Origin of the sequence: Citrobacter freundii complex sp. CFNIH4, from assembly GCF_002934505.1 — a bacterium.
Classification (GTDB): domain Bacteria; phylum Pseudomonadota; class Gammaproteobacteria; order Enterobacterales; family Enterobacteriaceae; genus Citrobacter; species Citrobacter freundii.
The window spans coordinates 3,578,374-3,594,148 of record NZ_CP026231.1 but is presented as its reverse complement, the minus strand read 5'-3'; the positions used below and the strand labels follow the sequence as shown (position 1 = coordinate 3,594,148).

General features: G+C 53.4%; 20 protein-coding genes. 16 read left to right on the top strand and 4 right to left on the bottom strand.

Annotated features, from left to right (window positions below; translation table 11 throughout):
* Complete coding sequence (locus C2U41_RS18455; protein WP_032170169.1) at positions 1 to 375, bottom strand: hypothetical protein; 375 nt, start codon at positions 373 to 375, stop codon at positions 1 to 3.
* A 663-nt stretch (positions 376 to 1,038) separates the two neighbouring features.
* A complete protein-coding gene (locus C2U41_RS18445) occupies positions 1,039 to 2,019 on the bottom strand; it encodes an IS5-like element ISKpn26 family transposase (RefSeq protein ID WP_032170067.1) in 981 nt (326 codons plus the stop codon).
* Between the two features lie 167 nt (positions 2,020 to 2,186).
* Here C2U41_RS18445 and C2U41_RS18440 point away from each other — a divergent pair, with 167 nt between their 5' ends.
* From C2U41_RS18440 to C2U41_RS18370, 15 genes are all read left to right on the top strand, one after another.
* Positions 2,187 to 3,050, top strand: a complete 864-nt coding sequence (locus tag C2U41_RS18440; RefSeq protein ID WP_103849193.1) for a GTPase family protein — start codon at positions 2,187 to 2,189, stop codon at positions 3,048 to 3,050.
* Between the two features lie 91 nt (positions 3,051 to 3,141).
* Complete coding sequence (locus tag C2U41_RS18435; protein ID WP_103849192.1) at positions 3,142 to 3,963, top strand: DUF932 domain-containing protein; 822 nt, start codon at positions 3,142 to 3,144, stop codon at positions 3,961 to 3,963.
* Between the two features lie 217 nt (positions 3,964 to 4,180).
* The gene (locus C2U41_RS18430; RefSeq protein ID WP_001581462.1) at positions 4,181 to 4,882 is read left to right on the top strand and encodes a DeoR family transcriptional regulator; all 702 of its coding nucleotides are present in this window, start codon (positions 4,181 to 4,183) and stop codon (positions 4,880 to 4,882) included.
* Between the two features lie 40 nt (positions 4,883 to 4,922).
* On the top strand, positions 4,923 to 5,159 hold the full coding sequence (gene ypjK, locus C2U41_RS18425; RefSeq protein ID WP_001144031.1) for a protein YpjK: 237 nt from the start codon (positions 4,923 to 4,925) through the stop codon (positions 5,157 to 5,159).
* A complete protein-coding gene (locus tag C2U41_RS18420; protein WP_001547764.1) occupies positions 5,159 to 5,602 on the top strand; it encodes a YfjS/YafY family lipoprotein in 444 nt (147 codons plus the stop codon). The genes ypjK and C2U41_RS18420 overlap by 1 nt, the downstream gene beginning before the upstream one ends.
* Before the next feature lie 22 nt (positions 5,603 to 5,624).
* Positions 5,625 to 6,092 carry a protein YkfB gene (gene ykfB / locus C2U41_RS18415; protein ID WP_001547765.1) on the top strand — a complete coding sequence of 156 codons (468 nt, stop codon included), beginning with the start codon at positions 5,625 to 5,627 and terminating at the stop codon, positions 6,090 to 6,092.
* Between the two features lie 76 nt (positions 6,093 to 6,168).
* Positions 6,169 to 6,408 (top strand): DUF905 domain-containing protein, encoded by a 240-nt coding sequence (locus tag C2U41_RS18410; protein ID WP_000194654.1) that lies wholly within the window; start codon positions 6,169 to 6,171, stop codon positions 6,406 to 6,408.
* Positions 6,409 to 6,505: 97 nt separating this feature from the next.
* Positions 6,506 to 6,964: an antirestriction protein gene (locus C2U41_RS18405; protein WP_000211838.1), complete on the top strand. Its 459-nt coding sequence runs from the start codon at positions 6,506 to 6,508 to the stop codon at positions 6,962 to 6,964.
* Positions 6,965 to 6,979: 15 nt separating this feature from the next.
* Positions 6,980 to 7,456 (top strand): JAB domain-containing protein, encoded by a 477-nt coding sequence (locus C2U41_RS18400; protein WP_000811693.1) that lies wholly within the window; start codon positions 6,980 to 6,982, stop codon positions 7,454 to 7,456.
* 8 nt (positions 7,457 to 7,464) lie between these two features.
* Entirely contained in the window at positions 7,465 to 7,686 is a 222-nt protein-coding gene (locus C2U41_RS18395) for a DUF987 domain-containing protein (RefSeq protein ID WP_000691994.1), read from the top strand.
* Between the two features lie 18 nt (positions 7,687 to 7,704).
* Entirely contained in the window at positions 7,705 to 8,031 is a 327-nt protein-coding gene (yafW, locus tag C2U41_RS18390) for a type IV toxin-antitoxin system antitoxin YafW (RefSeq protein ID WP_001548930.1), read from the top strand.
* Positions 8,032 to 8,120: 89 nt separating this feature from the next.
* Complete coding sequence (locus tag C2U41_RS18385) at positions 8,121 to 8,498, top strand: TA system toxin CbtA family protein (RefSeq protein WP_000854726.1); 378 nt, start codon at positions 8,121 to 8,123, stop codon at positions 8,496 to 8,498.
* Positions 8,495 to 8,983 (top strand): DUF5983 family protein, encoded by a 489-nt coding sequence (locus tag C2U41_RS18380; RefSeq protein WP_001547769.1) that lies wholly within the window; start codon positions 8,495 to 8,497, stop codon positions 8,981 to 8,983. Before C2U41_RS18385 ends, C2U41_RS18380 begins: the two co-directional genes overlap by 4 nt.
* A gap of 11 nt (positions 8,984 to 8,994) precedes the next feature.
* Entirely contained in the window at positions 8,995 to 9,192 is a 198-nt protein-coding gene (locus tag C2U41_RS18375) for a DUF957 domain-containing protein (RefSeq protein ID WP_000839269.1), read from the top strand.
* 84 nt (positions 9,193 to 9,276) lie between these two features.
* The gene (locus tag C2U41_RS18370; RefSeq protein ID WP_001548928.1) at positions 9,277 to 10,119 is read left to right on the top strand and encodes a DUF4942 domain-containing protein; all 843 of its coding nucleotides are present in this window, start codon (positions 9,277 to 9,279) and stop codon (positions 10,117 to 10,119) included.
* Positions 10,120 to 10,360: 241 nt separating this feature from the next.
* Here C2U41_RS18370 and gss read toward each other — a convergent pair whose 3' ends face one another.
* Together gss and C2U41_RS18360 are read right to left on the bottom strand one after the other, a co-directional pair.
* Positions 10,361 to 12,220, bottom strand: coding sequence for a bifunctional glutathionylspermidine amidase/synthase (gss, locus tag C2U41_RS18365; RefSeq protein WP_003838200.1), 1,860 nt, complete (start codon positions 12,218 to 12,220; stop codon positions 10,361 to 10,363).
* Between the two features lie 153 nt (positions 12,221 to 12,373).
* Positions 12,374 to 14,662 (bottom strand): FdhF/YdeP family oxidoreductase, encoded by a 2,289-nt coding sequence (locus C2U41_RS18360; protein ID WP_103849191.1) that lies wholly within the window; start codon positions 14,660 to 14,662, stop codon positions 12,374 to 12,376.
* A gap of 217 nt (positions 14,663 to 14,879) precedes the next feature.
* Between C2U41_RS18360 and yghU the strand changes: the two genes are divergently transcribed.
* Positions 14,880 to 15,746: a glutathione-dependent disulfide-bond oxidoreductase gene (gene yghU / locus C2U41_RS18355; protein ID WP_003846344.1), complete on the top strand. Its 867-nt coding sequence runs from the start codon at positions 14,880 to 14,882 to the stop codon at positions 15,744 to 15,746.
* Positions 15,747 to 15,775: the final 29 nt, after the last annotated feature.

Genomic DNA, 15,775 nt, shown 5'->3' with positions numbered 1-15,775 from the left:
TTATTGCACGGCAAGCAGATTGCTGGCGGATGCCTGTTCCAGTTGCGGTACCAGATACCAGGTATCACCGTTCTTGCAGGTCACGCCATGCTGCGACTGGTTGTAGTTCCTGTTTCGCAGCAGTTCAATGCATTCCAGACCCAGGGCGGAAACATAACGCTGGCCCAAAATATAGGTATTGCCGTTGGCGCTAAGCGCAGCGCCCTGAGGCAGGGTGTTCAGAGGTTGTTGCAGGTTTGCAGCCATAGCGTGGAGGTCGGTTGAAGCGGCCGGATTAACAAGCGGTCGGGAGGCTTCAACCTGCTTCGGGGAATATGCACAGCCACTCAGGATGAGGGCGAGCGAAATCACCAGAAGGCGAGTTGCGTTCTTCATAGCTCAATATTTTCCAACAATCAGTAACTGGAATGCGAAATAAAATGTCGATGGTAGTCAGCGGTCTTTAATAGATAAGCCACTGAGATGTCGTGCAGGCGCAGGAAAAGCAAAAAAACGCAGAAGTGAAGCAAGGAAAGTCAAAAAAAAGGGTAGGCTACCGCACGGAAATGAACGATTCCGGTTAAAAGATGCGCAGAATTTACTGTAATGTCGCAGGGGGACTATTCAGTAAACAACTAATGTGGTTTTTATTATTCACTAAAATGTTTGTGTGCCGAAGATTACATAATTACGTGGTATCTGTCATCTGAATTTTATTCAAATTTGTCATTAAGCATCATCCGAAAGCGCACAACTATTAACTCTGGTGGGGGTAAGAAAAGCACGGTTAGCTAAAACAGTATTCCTGCTGGTGATTATTTCTAAGTGAAATTAAATCGAATAAAAAAACGCCAGCTGCGGGTGCGACTGGCGTGAGGGAGTTTATTAGGCGGTCACTTCTTGTTCAATTAGGGAAGGTGCGAATAAGCAGGTCATTTCTTCCCAAGCTGACTCGCTGATTAAAATTTCGCGGATCTGGGCCGATTTTTTTCCCGCAAACACATCGAATCAGCCTATTTAGGCTATTTTTTCCACCATTTCTGGCGTTATTTCCGGTTTTTACTGAGATCTCTCCCACTGACGTATCATTTGGTCCACCCGAAACAGGTTGGCCAGGGTGAATAACATCGCCAGTTGGTTATCGTTTTTCAGCAGCCCCTTGTATCTGGCTTTCACGAAGCCGAACTGCCGCTTGATGATGCGAAACGGGTGCTCCACCTTGGCACGGATGCTGGCTTTCATGTATTCGATGTTGATGGCCGTTTTGTTCTTGCGCGGATGCTGCTTCAAGGTTTTTACCTTGCCGGGACGCTCGGCGATCAGCCAGTCAACATCCACCTCGGCCAGCTCCTCGCGCTGTGGCGCTCCTTGGTAGCCGGCATCGGCTGAGACAAATTGCTCCTCTCCATGAAGCAGATTACACAGCTGATTGAGGTCATGCTCGTTGGCCGCGGTGGTAACTAGGCTGTGGGTCAGGCCACTCTTGGCATCGACACCAATGTGGGCCTTCATGCCAAAGTGCCACTGATTGCCTTTCTTGGTCTGATGCATCTCCGGATCGCGTTGCTGCTCTTTGTTCTTGGTAGAGCTGGGTGCCTCAATGATGGTGGCATCCACCAAAGTGCCTTGGGTCATCATGACGCCTGCTTCGGCCAGCCAGCGATTGATGGTCTTGAACAATTGACGGGCCAGTTGATGCTGCTCGAGCAGGTGGCGGAAATTCATGATGGTGGTGCGATCCGGCAGGGCGCTATCCAGGGATAATCGGGCAAACAGGCGCATGGAGGCGATTTCGTACAGGGCATCTTCCATGGCACCGTCGCTCAGGTTGTACCAATGCTGCATGCAGTAAATACGCAGCATGGTCTCCAGCGGATAGGGCCGTCGGCCATTGCCCGCCTTGGGATAAAACGGCTCGATGACAGCGGTCATATTCTGCCATGGCAGAATCTGCTCCATGCGGGAGAGGAAAATCTCTTTTCGGGTCTGACGGCGCTTAGTGCTGAATTCACTATCGGCGAAGGTGAGTTGATGGCTCATGATGTCCCTCTGGGATGCGCTCCGGATGAATATGATGATCTCATATCAGGAACTTGTTCGCACCTTCCTTAATAATTTTCAGATATATATCATCCCTTTGAACATACCAGATTAACGGTGGAATCTCACGATTCTGCCGTTTTTTATTATTTTTCAGAGGAGTAGTGATGAACAATTCTGAAGGATTGAAGCCGTTTCAGCAATCGCTCGCTGGTCTGCCACAGTGGGTGTCTGAACGTATATTGCAGCAGATAAATCAGTTAACCCGCTACGAGCCAGTGATCGGCATTATGGGTAAAACCGGTGTTGGGAAGAGCAGTCTGTGCAATGCCCTGTTTGCCGGAGATATATCACCGGTCAGCGATGTGGCTGCATGTACCCGTGAGCCACTGCGCTTTCGCCTGCAAGTCGGCGACCGCTATATGACGCTGGTGGACCTGCCCGGCGTGGGCGAAAGTGGTGCTCGCGATACCGAGTATGCTGCGATGTACCGCGAACAACTCCCCCGGCTCGACCTGGTTCTGTGGCTGATTAAGGCCGATGACCGGGCGCTGGCGGTGGATGAACATTTTTATCATCAGGTGATTGGAGAGGTATACCGGCATAAGGTGCTGTTTGTTATCAGCCAGTCGGATAAGGCCGAACCCACCAGCGGTGGGGGACCGTTGTCCACGGCGCAGAAGCAGAATATCAGCCGTAAAATCTGTCTGCTGCATGAGCTGTTCCAGCCCGTACATCCGGTGTGTGCCGTGTCGGTCCGTCTTCAGTGGGGACTGCGGGTGATGGCCGAGCGAATGATTAAGTGCCTGCCACATGAGGCCACCAGCCCGGTGGTGTCGCAACTCCAGTCTTCCTTTCGCACGACGGTAGTCCGGGAACAGGCTCGTAGCGATTTTGGTGAAACCGTCGGGGCCGTACTCGATAGCATCAGTGCCTTTCCCCTGATACCCGCCCCGGTACGGGCTGTCATTCAGGCCGTGCGCACCACGGTGGTGTCAGTGGCCCGCGCCGTCTGGGATTTCTTCTTCTGAGTATTTAACCCATCCCTGTTACTTCCCTGCCCCTGTCGCAGATGCGACGGGGATCCCTTTTATTTGTTTTCCCGTTATGAGGAGTCTGCTTATGACCCGTCTGGCTTCGCGCTTTGGCGTAGCAAATCTTATCCGTCGCGACCGCCCGTTAACCCGCGAAGAGCTGTTTCGCGTGGTGCCCAGTGTATTCAGTGAGGACAAACACGCATCCCGTAGTGAGCGTTATACCTATATACCCACCATATCCCTGCTGGACAGCCTGCAGCGCGAAGGCTTCCAGCCGTTCTTTGCCTGTCAGACCCGGGTACGCGACCCGGGTCGACGCGAGCACACAAAACACATGCTACGCCTTCGTCGGGAGGGGCAGATTACCGGTAAACAGGTACCAGAAATTATCCTGCTCAACTCCCATGATGGCACCAGTTCGTACCAGATGTTGCCGGGTTTATTTCGTGCGGTTTGTCAGAACGGGCTCGTCTGCGGTGAGTCATTTGGCGAGGTGCGTGTGCCGCACAAAGGCGATGTAGTGCGTCAGGTGATTGAGGGGGCCTATGAAGTGCTGGGCATTTTTGACCGTGTGGAGGAGAAGCGGGATGCGATGCAGTCGTTGCTGTTGCCACCACCTGCGCAGCAGGCACTGGCAAAAGCCGCGCTGACGTACCGCTTTGGTGAGGACCACCAGCCGGTGACTGAGTCGCAGATCCTCTCCCCGCGCCGCTGGCAAGATGAGAGTAGCGACCTGTGGACCACGTACCAGCGTATTCAGGAGAACCTGATTAAGGGTGGGCTCAGTGGCCGTAATGCCAAAGGAGGACGGTCACATACCCGTGCCGTTCGCGGTATCGACGGGGACGTGAAACTTAACCGGGCACTGTGGGTGATGGCGGAAGCGATGCTCACGCAACTGCAGTGACCGTTTAATGTTGCCGCTTTGTTAATATCGGACACCACCTGTCCGCATCGCACCGTGCTGGCGGTCCTCACTCACTGAGTGAATGGCCTGTAACCCCCGCTGCCTCTGGCTTTTGCAGAAATGAAAAATAGTTTCTGTGATGTCCATACCCTGTCCGACACCCTCTTTAAAGTAATCACATCATTTTCAGTCAGTTAACTTTCACGGAGAACGTCTCATGACACAGGCAGAACGCCGCCATGACCGGCTGGCTGTCAGGCTGTCACTGATAATCAGCCGTCTGGTGGCAGGGGAAACACTGAGTGTGCGTAAGCTGGCCGCTGAGTTTGGTGTGTCGGTGCGCACGCTGCGGCGTGATTTTCGTGAGCGGCTGATGTATCTGGACCTGGAGTATCAGTCCGGATATTGCCGCTTACGTACTGCGGGCAGTGAGACGCAGATGGTGCCCGACGTGCTTATCTTTGCCCACCGCAGCGGGATGGCCGGTCTTTTCCCTGGCTTTGACCGTCGTCTGGTAAACGCACTGCTGATGTGCGATGAGTCTCCCTGCGTAATCGCACCCGCCAGTCCGGCTCCTTCGCCATCAGGCGCATTGTCTTTCTGGCGACTGATTCAGGCCATTACCGGGCGCAGGCGGGTGACGCTGATTGCCGAGGGGCAGCGCTGTGAGCGGCTGGCTCCCTGCCGGTTACTTATCCACCAGCAGGCCTGGTATCTGGTGGCAGAGCACGACGGACATATCGCCGTATTCTCCCTGGATGAAATCCATCTGGTTCAGCCCCTGCAGGAGACTTTCCGGCGTAACGACAGTCTGTGTCGTCTTGTTGAAGACCCGGGCTTTATTCAGTCCTTACCCCATTTTCGCTTTATCCAGCAGTCACTGCTTACGTTTGTTCCGGCCGACAGCCCACCAGAATAGCGTAAGCGTTGTTATCAACCCGGCAACAGGGAGGAGCCCTATGCCCGTTATTGCCATTATCGCCATTGTTGTCATCGTCATCATTCTGAACAAAACCGGGGTGTCCGACAGTCTCGCGGCCCTGACCCTTGCCACTGTTGCCGCACTGCTGACGGGAGGTGGCGCAGCCGGTGCTGCCAGTGTCGCGCTGACACCGTTCGTCGGCGTGCCGGTGGGTATTTTCGTGGGCATTTATGTCTTTGCCAAAGTGGTTCGTCTGATTTCAGGAAAAAAATAATGAAACGTAAAACACTGCCTCTGCTGGCGCTGGTTGCCACCACTCTGTTTCTCATCGCATGCGATGACAGAAGTGATGACCTGAAGGCCATCAGTAAATTTAAGGACCTCACCCCACCGCGTTTCAGTGATGTGGTCAGCCACCAGGATGATGTCAGCGAAGAATGGTCACAGGTTGACTACTTATCCGGTCCCACCTTGCAGGTTTTACGTACCCGCCAGTCGCCCGATGGCTGCGAGGATGGCAGTTACTACTACCTCGTGGATATGCAGGAAAAAACCGTCCAGCCACTGATGAATGCGCTGTGTATTGCCGATAACATCAAACTGGAATACCAGGAGGTGACGGACCCGTATACCAAAGAAAAATACTTTGAGTACGCCCATGACGGCAAACTGATGGGGCGACTGCTGATACCCTCAAACCCTGAGAACCAGGAATAAAACAACGACAAAGGAGACAAGAATGACAATACTTTCACTAAGTCGGTTTATGCTGGCGGGTGTACTGCTCGCGAGCTTTAATGCCTCTGCTATCCCGGGGTTCTGGCAGCAGGGTTACGGTCAGGGCAATACGGAATACAGCGTGACCGAAGCCAGCGGAAAGACGTTTACCATCAACTGCACAGGGAACCCGGACCAGAATGGTTTCTATCAGCATTCAGTCTTTCTTACCCTTGCCGATGACAAGATGGTCAGTTCGCACGATGACGACACTACTATCACCGTAGTGATGGATCACCAGCAGTACATTATTCCGTCCAGCCTGGGCTGGCGTAACGGCGATAACGCCTGGTTTGACTTCATCAGCAATATCTCTGAGGCCGGGCAGTTCGACGTCTACGTCAATGACCACAAAGCAGGGACCTTCACTGCGGACCGGAAGAACGCTGAGAAAGTTCTGTCCACTCTCGGAGACTGCAGCAACGACTGATAGTAGTATCTTCCCCAGCAAATCCACCCCGACAGCTAGCAGGCTGCCGGGGTTTTCTTTTATCAGGAGCCCGAAAATGACCCAATCCGTGTTGCTGCCACCGGGGCCTTTCACCCGGAGACAAGCGCAAGCGGTCACTACCACGTACAGCAATATCACACTCGAAGACGACCAGGGCAGTCACTTCCGTCTGGTGGTTCGTGATACTGAAGGCCGGATGGTCTGGCGGGCATGGAACTTTGAGCCGGATGCCGGTGAAGGTCTTAACCGCTATATCCGCACCTCAGGCATCCGTACAGACACGGCCACCCGCTGATCGCGAAGCATTTACCCGCATTCACCTCCCCGAACACACTTTATATCCCCATACGCCAGCCATCGCCGCTGGCGTTTTTATTGACGGAGACATACCCATGACAACACAGACGCAGCACGACCTCGCACCCGCTAACCAACCCGAATTTGAACTGACCGTCACGCCGGTCCCCGATGAACAGCGTATCGATTTCTGGCCACAGTACTTTGGCGCTATCCCGCAGTGGCTACTCCTGGAGCCGCATATCTTCGCCTGGATGGACCGCTTCTGTGAGGGCTACAGCGGTGGTATCTGGTCGTTCTACACCCTCAGCAATGGCGGCGCATTTATGTCCCCCGAGCCTGACAACGATGAGACATGGCGTCTGTTTAACTGCCTGAACGGTAACGATGCCCAAATGAGTGCAGAAGCAGCAGGTATTGCTGTCTGCCTGATTGCGTATAGCCACCATGCCTGCCGTACAGAATGTGACGCGATGACCGCACACTATTACCGCCTGCGGGAGTATGCCATGCAACATCCAGAGGCTCACGCCATTCTGCGTATTATCGACTGACCGAAGGAGCAACAGATGAAACAGCTTTCCTTTTTACCCGGCGAGATGACGCCACAGGACCGGCGTCTCATTCAGCGGGCGCTCAGGGCTCTGGACCGCCACCTGCATGAGCCCGGCGTAGCCTTCACCTCTACCCACGCCGTACGTGAATGGCTGCGACTGCATATGGCCGCGCTTGAGCGGGAAGAGTTCCGGGTGTTGTATCTGGACAACCAGAATCAGTTGATTGCCCATGAAACGCTCTTCACCGGCACGATTAACCGCACCGAGGTGCATCCCCGGGAGGTGGTCAAACGTGCTCTGCACTTCAACGCGGCGGCGGTGATACTCGCGCATAACCATCCTTCCGGCGAGACGACACCTAGCCAGGCCGACAAAACCCTCACGCAGCGACTGGTTCAGGTGCTTCAGCTGGTGGATATCCGTGTCCCTGACCATCTGATTGTTGGTGGCAGGCAAATCTATTCGTTCGCAGAACACGGTCTGCTTTGAGGTATTACATGAAAATTATCAGTAAACGCAGGGCAATGACGATATACCGCCAGCATCCTGAGTCCCGAATCTTTCGCTACTGCACCGGCAAATACCAGTGGCACGGTAGCGTCTGTCATTACACCGGCAGGGACGTTCCGGATATCGCCGGAGTCCTCGCGGTATACGCCGAACGCCGCCAGGACCGCAATGGGCCCTATACCTGCCTGATGAGCATCACCCTGAACTGACAATAGTGGAGAACTGTAATGAGCAACCCTACCAGGGGCCTGCAGCGGGAGATTACACTGCGCCTGGGAGCCCGTCTGGTGCAGGAAGGCAACCGACTGCATTATCTGGCTGACCGGGCCAGCATCACCGGCAAGTTCAGTGACATCGAATGCCGGAAGCTGGATGAAACATTCCCGCACTTTATCCGCCAGATGGAATCGATGCTGACCACCGGTGAACTCAGCCCCCACCATGCCCACTGCGTTACCCTGTACCACAACGATTTAACCTGCGAAGCCGACACCTTCGGCTCCTGTGGTTACGTTTATCTGGCTGTTTATCCGACGCCCGAAACGAAAAAGTAAATCATCAGAATAATCTTCTGCTCCGGCCTGGTGTTTTCACCACGCCACTTTTCCATTTTTCATCTCTGCATATCAGGAAAATCTTCAGTATGAAAACATTACCCGACACACACGTACGGGAGGCATCGCGCTGCCCGTCTCCCGTCACCATCTGGCAGACACTGCTGTCCCGGTTGCTGGACCAGCATTACGGCCTTACGCTGAATGACACACCGTTCGCCGATGAACGTGTGATTGAGCAGCATATTGAAGCTGGCATTTCACTGTGTGATGCGGTGAACTTTCTCGTTGAAAAATACGCACTGGTACGTACCGACCAGCCGGGATTCAGCGCCTGTACCCGCTCTCAGTTAATAAACAGTATTGATATTCTCCGGGCTCGCAGGGCAACCGGCCTGATGACCCGCGATAACTACAGAACGGTAAATAACATTACCCAGGGGAAGCATCCGGAGGCGAAACAATGAAACTGGCCCTGACGTTGGAAGCCGACAGCATTAATGTGCAGGCACTGAACATGGGGCGAATTGTCGTTGATGTCGATGGTGTTAATCTCACTGAACTGATTAACAAGGTCGCTGAAAACGGTTATTCACTCCGCGTGGTGGAGGAATCCGACCAACAGTCAACCTGCACACTACCACCGTTTGCAACCCTTGCCGGCATACGCTGCAGTACCGCACATATCACGGAAAAGGATAACGCCTGGCTGTACTCGCTGTCACACCAGACCAGTGACTTCGGTGAATCAGAATGGATTCATTTCACAGGTAGCGGATATCTGTTACGTACCGATGCGTGGTCATATCCGGTTCTGCGGCTTAAACGCCTGGGGTTGTCAAAAACGTTCCGTCGTCTGGTTGTCACACTCATCCAACGTTATGGCGTCAGTCTCATTCATCTGGATGCCAGCGCTGAATGTCTGCCGGACCAGCCCACTTTCGATTGGTAACCAGGAACAACATGAAATCATTAACCACGGAAACCGCACTGGATATTCTGATTGCGTGGCTACAGGACAATATCGACTGCGAATCGGGAATTATCTTTGACAACGATGAGGATAGAACGGATTCAGCAGCACTGTTGCCCTGCATCGAACAGGCCCGGAAGGATGTCCGTGCTCTTCGTCATCTGCAGCTTCTGCACCAGAACCGGTGAATATCACTCACCATACTTCATTCCCCTGACGCCAGCCTGAATACAGCTGGCGTTTTCGTTTATAAACCAAAAGGAAAACCGATAATGTCAGACATCACAATCTCCCGTCCGGAAGTGGTCACCGGGCATACGGACGTTATCTGCTCCACCAGTATCCAACACGTTGTGACGGTACGGAATGCAGCACTGCAACAAACCGAAACGCTTATCCGGCAACTGGCAGAAATCTCAGTGCTGACAGCAGGCATTGGCGGCAAAACCGCCCTGGACTGGGCGATGAAACAGAATTTTCGCTGTGGCTGCTGGCTGATGGAAAAACCGGAAGCAGCAATGAAAGCCATCACCCGCAATCTCGATCGAGAAATCTGGCGTGACCTGATGCAACGTTCCGGGATGCTGAGTCTGATGGATGCGCAGGCCCGGGACACATGGTACCGATCACTGGAATATGATAATTTTCCGGAAATCAGTGAAGCGAATATCCTGAGTACATTCGAACAACTGCACCAGAATAAGGATGAGGTGTTTGAGCGAGGGGTGATCAACGTCTTCAGGGGACTGAGCTGGGATTACAAAACCAACTCACCCTGTAAATTTGGCAGTAAAATTATCGTCAACAATCTGGTGAGGTGGGACCGGTGGGGGCTTCATCTGAACAGCGGGCAACAGGCCGATCGACTTGCCGATCTGGAAAGAATGCTACACCTGTTCAGCGGCAAACCGATCCCCGACAACCGGGAAAACATCACTATTCGTCTGGATGGTCACATCCAGTCCGTTCAGGGTAAAGAGCGCTATGAAGACGAGATGTTCATCATTAAATACTTTAAGAAGGGATCTGCACACATCACTTTCAAAAGGCTGGAACTGATTGACAGAATTAACGATATAATAGCCAGGTACTTTCCTTCTGTGCTCTCAGCCTGATCCCGAGTGTGATTCCCTTTCGATATCAAAAGGGACTGCGGGTATAATTGAGGGTACATTTTTAATCAAACCAAATAAATTATATTAATATCAATATGATAAAAGAAATTTTCGATTCCGAGTCCGGCACCACTATTCAAAGAACCCGCCCAAAAGGCGGGTTTTTGCTTTGGAGTATTTCTAAAATTATTCCCATCAAATAACCCCGTGGTAGTAACATCACCACCACAGGGGGTTGCGATTATTCCTTCACCACAATCAGCGGTTCGATATCGCTCTCTTTTTTAATCACCAGTGATTCATCGCCGCGCAGGCAGGTACCGCCGTAGTTACCGCCTACGGTGAAGGTACAAACCTGAATATATTTACCGGCAATGTTTGGCAGACACCAAAGCTGCTGATAAATGTTCTTCTGCTCGGCAAACTTACCGCTGGTTTTATCCAGTAGCTCTTCCTGATGGCTCACCAGATCGATGTTGCTGCCACAACGTCCTGCAATGGGTTTCACCGCATAACCGGTTTGTGCCAGCTCTTCATTAACAGTGAAATCGGTATCAAGCAGATAGCGGTGGTGCGGGAATAGCTGCCAGAGGATTGGCAATATCGCTTTGTTGCCTGGGATCACCGTCCACAGAGGTTCGAAGACCAGCACTTCCGGGCGCAGCAACACGTCGATTAAACGCACTTCCTGATTCGTATGCCCGGTACGAATTGGTACCGCGGCGTACTCTGTTTCGCTGACCTCTCGCACCTGCTCAATCGCGGTTTCCCACGCCCAGGTTTTCCAGACACAGTTCACCAGGCGACCGTCACCGTCAATCAGTTGACCAGCATCATCCCAACGTAGCTCATCGAGGCCACGCAGAATTTTGCTGTCAAACCCGGCCTGACGCAGCGCCTGCTGCATAAACTGCGCGTGATAGTTTTCTTCGATATCCTTATCCTGCATGATGTGGACAAACGGACGTGCGCGGCTGTGCTTCCAGGCACCCGCCAGTTCGTTGATCAACCCTTCAGCCGGATTGTGTCCCTGCCCTGTGTAGCCCCGCTCAGCCCATCTTTCGAGAATCAAGCCAGCTTCGGTATGGCACGAGGCGGAATCGGCGTTGTACTCATACACCTTCAGTCCGCGTTCATCCATACAGAAATCCATACGACCCGTGATCATATGATGCCGGCGACGCTGCCAGGAAAGGCGCAGGCGCGGCCAGAGGATTTTCGGAATATCGAAAAGCGCCAGCAAGTTATCGTCTTTCAGCACCTTGTCGGTCGCGTGCAAGTACATCAGGTGCAGCTCGTTGGTGGCTTTGATCAGCTCCTGCTCGGCACTCTCGGTAATAGTGAAGTACTGATGCGGATCCTGATTAATCACATGCCCATTCGCCAGCACGTAGGCTTTTTGCAGCGGATCCTGTTCATCCAGCCATTTACCGTCAAACTGCCCGTTATCTTCCAGTCGCGCGCCGCCAATTTTCAGCGAGTCACTGGCGATCTCCGGCTGCGGCAGGCTGTAACGAGTATCCTCGGTCTGGATCATCCAGCCAAGGATGGTGGTGTCGTCAAAGGTATCCCGCAGGGTGTAGCAACCGTTTTCAACCACCATCTCCAGCTCGCGGGTCCACTGCTGTCCGGGAGGCAGCGGCGTATGGAGCACGTTCTGTTCGGCAATACGGATTTTGTTTTCCAGCAACTGGGTAACGACCGCCACATGCCCGGTATCTTTAAATTCGCCGCCTTTTTGCCAGATAAGCAACGCGCCTGCTACCGGTGCGCGGGGTGAACCATTGGGAAATGCCTGTAACGGCAGGATATTGTCATTCACCACTTCACGTAGGAAGCGTAAGGAGAAGATCTCCCAGGCCATGCCTACATCGGTGAAGACCACGCCATAGTTAAGGAAGAGAAAGCGGCGTGCGAACTCTACGCACTGCCATTTGTGGCCCATGTATTCGTCGTCGATATAGCTGCGAAATGCCGCATCATCGTCGTAGTCCCGTGGGTCGAGGGAGCTGTAATCTGAAGAGTAGATTGCTACGCCACCTGGGGCGTAGCCCAATAATGTCCCGAATGGGGCATCCTGACTGGTCGTTCCTTTGCTCATGCACCTTACCTCAAAACAATACAGCCTGAGCAGGTTGGCGTGAATTTTTCGCTCTGATTGCCTGCTCTGCGACACTAACCGGACAGAGGTCAACATCATCATACACCTCAACGCAGCGACTGGCGCTCAGAGGCGAAAAATTCACAACAGGAACTACACCTGGGTAAGGATTACCGGCACGCTTTTATAGGCCGGAGTCAAACTTTGTGTATCCACCGCCTCCAACGAGAGCAGGACATTCGCTTCAGGCAGATACGCGCCAATTGAGCCCGCCGCCATGTTGTAAATCACCACCGTTAAGCCGTACATGATGCGATCCGCGCAGGGCTGACCGTTGTCGTCCAGCGCCTGAACGTTGACCACATCACCCTGGCTCAGACCGCGGCTCATCGCTTCTTCGGCGCTTAAAAACACCACATCCCGACGACCGGTAATGCCACGATAGCGATCGTTCATACCATAAATCGTGGTGTTGTACTGATCGTGGCTGCGGAGCGTCGCCAGTATCAGCGTATCGGCAGGCTGATTTTCCCGCTCTACCGCCCGCTGATGGCTGACGATAAAATTGGCTTTGCCATTCTCCGTTCGCCATTCACGGCGCGAAGCAGGCATATCCATACGAAATCCGCCCGGCTCGGCAATACGTGCGTTGTAGTCGTGGAACGCCGGGATCACGGCTTCAATGGCATTACGGATCAGCGCGTAGTCCCCGGTCAACGCTTCCCAGTTTACCGGCGAAAGCGGCAGCGTTGCGCGCGCCATGCCCGCCACAATCGCGGGCTCGGATTTTAGCCAGCGGGAAGCCGGCTTCAGCGCGCCACAGGACGCGTGGACCATCGACATTGAGTCTTCGACGGTCACAGACTGAATGCCCGTAGCTTGCAGATCGCGCTCGGTTCTACCCAACGCGGGGAGCAAATAGTTGTGTTTTGCCAGCAGCAGGTGTGATCTGTTCAGTTTGGTCGCCACATGGACCTGCAGATCCAGATTTTTCATCGCCGCAAAGGTACGCTGCGGCTGGGGCATCGCCACCGCCAGATTGCCACCCATGCAGATGAGTGCTTTTGCATCGCCCCGCTCGATGGCCCGAATACTCTCCACGCTGGAACGACCATGTTTGCGCGGAACACGGATAGAAAAATACGTCTCAAGGCGTTGCAGGAAATCTTCGGACGCCGCTTCGTTGATTCCCACAGAACGATCGCCCTGCACATTAGAATGACCGCGCAACGGGCTGATCCCCGCCCCAGGCTTACCTATATTGCCTTTCAGCAGCAGCAGGTTTACCAGTTGCTGGACGTTCTCAGTGCCGTTTTTATGCTGGGTGATGCCCAGGCCGTAACAAACAATCGTGGCGCGGGATTTACTGTAACTGTGCGCCAGATCTTCCATCTGACTGCGCGTCAGACCCGAGTCCTGTTCCAGCTCCGCCCAGCTACGCTGGCGTAAGTCATCATACAACGCGGCATATCCAGCGGTATGCTCTTCGATAAACGCATGATCAAGCGTCGGCTGCTGATCCAATAAGATCCGCGCTTCGTCCATTTCGATTAGCGCTTTCATGATGCCTTTGAGCAGCGAAGCGTCACCGCCCATTTTTACCTGGTAGTAGTCGTTGCTCAGCGCCGTCGCCTGACCAGTGAACATCTCTTTCGCGCTTTGCGGGAAGCTAAAGCGCTCAAGCCCCCTTTCGTTCAGCGGATTAATGGAGATAATTTTAGCCCCGCGTTTGGCAACGTCGCGTAAGGTGGTCAGCATGCGCGGATGGTTAGTGCCAGGGTTATGCCCGATACAAATCACCAGATCGCAGTGGTCAAAGTCCTCAAGTTCAACGGTTCCTTTTCCAAGGCCAATGGCCGGCGTTAGCCCTGCGCTGGTCGGTCCGTGGCACATGTTTGAGCAATCAGGGAAGTTGCTGCTGCCATATTCGCGGGCAAACAGCTGATACAGGAACGCTGCCTCATTTGACGTTCTGCCGGAGGTGTAAAACTCAACCTGCTGGGCTGAATCATAACTGCGCAGACGCTCCCCGATTTCCTGGAAGGCGATATCCCAATCCACCGCCTGCCAGGTGTCTGTTGAGGCATCGTATTTCATTGGATGCGTCAAACGACCGATATTTTCCAGTTCATAATCGCTGTAATGCCAGAGTGTAGAAACCGGATGACGGCTGAAAAATTCCGGTGACGCTTTCTTGTTGGTTGTCTCCCAGGAAACCGCCTTAACGCCATTTTCGCACAGCTCCATCGGTGCCCGATGGCCAGGGTCCGGCCATGCACAGCCCGGACAGTCGAACCCTTTCACCTGGTTCATTTTAAACATCGCGATAATGTCGCGGGCGACAGCCTTTTGCGAAAACAGCGAAGCAGTGACGGCTTTTACCGCGCCCCACCCACCCGCCGGGCCCTGATAACCGCTTACTCCTGGAACACCCTTTTTCATTATTACTGCTTATTCACCGCCAATTTTTGATGGTGAATACGGTAGCAATTTCCGTGCAACAATGATTTCCTCTTCATGGAGTACGGGCCAGGTACAATGAACGGGTTAGATTTATCTTCCCCTTTCAGCACAAAACGGCATAAAGTCCCAATCTGTTAAATTCAGTTCTACCTGGCTGCTACACTGCATCAAACAACCACTCAGAAGGCAGGTCACTATGTCAGACAATACCTATCAGCCCGCGAAAGTCTGGACGTGGGAAAAATCGAACGGCGGCGCATTCGCCAATATCAACCGCCCTGTTTCCGGCGCTACACACGAGAAAACGCTGCCGGTTGGCAAGCATCCCCTGCAGCTCTATTCGCTGGGTACGCCAAACGGGCAGAAAGTGACGATTATGCTGGAGGAGTTGCTGGCGCAGGGCGTGAAGGGCGCGGAATACGATGCCTGGATTATCCGCATCGGCGATGGAGATCAGTTTTCCAGCGGCTTTGTTGAGGTGAATCCGAACTCGAAGATCCCGGCACTGCGTGACCACTCGCAAAACCCACCGGTTCGCGTATTTGAATCTGGCGCAATCCTACTCTATCTGGCGGAAAAATATGGTTATTTCTTGCCGCAGGATTTGGCAAAACGTACTGAAACGCTAAACTGGTTGTTCTGGTTACAGGGTGCTGCTCCGTTCCTTGGCGGTGGCTTTGGTCACTTCTATAATTATGCGCCGGTTAAAATTGAATACGCGATTAATCGCTTCACCATGGAAGCCAAGCGCTTACTTGACGTGTTGGATAAACAGTTAGCGCAGCATCAGTTTGTCGCCGGAGATGAATACACCATTGCCGATATGGCAGTCTGGCCGTGGTTTGGCAATGTGGTTCTGGGTAACGTGTACGACGCGGCAGAGTTCCTTGATGCAGGAAGCTACAAGCACGTGCAGCGCTGGGCAAAAGAGATTGCGGCGCGTCCGGCGGTTAAGCGTGGTCGTATTGTGAACCGTACCAACGGACCGCTGAACGAGCAGCTTCATGAACGCCATGACGCCAGCGACTTCGATACCAATACCGAAGATAAGCGCCAGGCTTAAAATGCCTGATGGCGACGCCGGGGCGTCTT

Coding starts and splice junctions, on each gene's coding strand:
- C2U41_RS18455 (WP_032170169.1), bottom strand. CDS start 375: ATGAAGAACGCAACTCGCCTTCTGGTGATTTCGCTCGCCCTCATCCTG.
- C2U41_RS18445 (WP_032170067.1), bottom strand. CDS start 2,019: ATGAGCCATCAACTCACCTTCGCCGATAGTGAATTCAGCACTAAGCGC.
- C2U41_RS18440 (WP_103849193.1), top strand. CDS start 2,187: ATGAACAATTCTGAAGGATTGAAGCCGTTTCAGCAATCGCTCGCTGGT.
- C2U41_RS18435 (WP_103849192.1), top strand. CDS start 3,142: ATGACCCGTCTGGCTTCGCGCTTTGGCGTAGCAAATCTTATCCGTCGC.
- C2U41_RS18430 (WP_001581462.1), top strand. CDS start 4,181: ATGACACAGGCAGAACGCCGCCATGACCGGCTGGCTGTCAGGCTGTCA.
- ypjK (WP_001144031.1), top strand. CDS start 4,923: ATGCCCGTTATTGCCATTATCGCCATTGTTGTCATCGTCATCATTCTG.
- C2U41_RS18420 (WP_001547764.1), top strand. CDS start 5,159: ATGAAACGTAAAACACTGCCTCTGCTGGCGCTGGTTGCCACCACTCTG.
- ykfB (WP_001547765.1), top strand. CDS start 5,625: ATGACAATACTTTCACTAAGTCGGTTTATGCTGGCGGGTGTACTGCTC.
- C2U41_RS18410 (WP_000194654.1), top strand. CDS start 6,169: ATGACCCAATCCGTGTTGCTGCCACCGGGGCCTTTCACCCGGAGACAA.
- C2U41_RS18405 (WP_000211838.1), top strand. CDS start 6,506: ATGACAACACAGACGCAGCACGACCTCGCACCCGCTAACCAACCCGAA.
- C2U41_RS18400 (WP_000811693.1), top strand. CDS start 6,980: ATGAAACAGCTTTCCTTTTTACCCGGCGAGATGACGCCACAGGACCGG.
- C2U41_RS18395 (WP_000691994.1), top strand. CDS start 7,465: ATGAAAATTATCAGTAAACGCAGGGCAATGACGATATACCGCCAGCAT.
- yafW (WP_001548930.1), top strand. CDS start 7,705: ATGAGCAACCCTACCAGGGGCCTGCAGCGGGAGATTACACTGCGCCTG.
- C2U41_RS18385 (WP_000854726.1), top strand. CDS start 8,121: ATGAAAACATTACCCGACACACACGTACGGGAGGCATCGCGCTGCCCG.
- C2U41_RS18380 (WP_001547769.1), top strand. CDS start 8,495: ATGAAACTGGCCCTGACGTTGGAAGCCGACAGCATTAATGTGCAGGCA.
- C2U41_RS18375 (WP_000839269.1), top strand. CDS start 8,995: ATGAAATCATTAACCACGGAAACCGCACTGGATATTCTGATTGCGTGG.
- C2U41_RS18370 (WP_001548928.1), top strand. CDS start 9,277: ATGTCAGACATCACAATCTCCCGTCCGGAAGTGGTCACCGGGCATACG.
- gss (WP_003838200.1), bottom strand. CDS start 12,220: ATGAGCAAAGGAACGACCAGTCAGGATGCCCCATTCGGGACATTATTG.
- C2U41_RS18360 (WP_103849191.1), bottom strand. CDS start 14,662: ATGAAAAAGGGTGTTCCAGGAGTAAGCGGTTATCAGGGCCCGGCGGGT.
- yghU (WP_003846344.1), top strand. CDS start 14,880: ATGTCAGACAATACCTATCAGCCCGCGAAAGTCTGGACGTGGGAAAAA.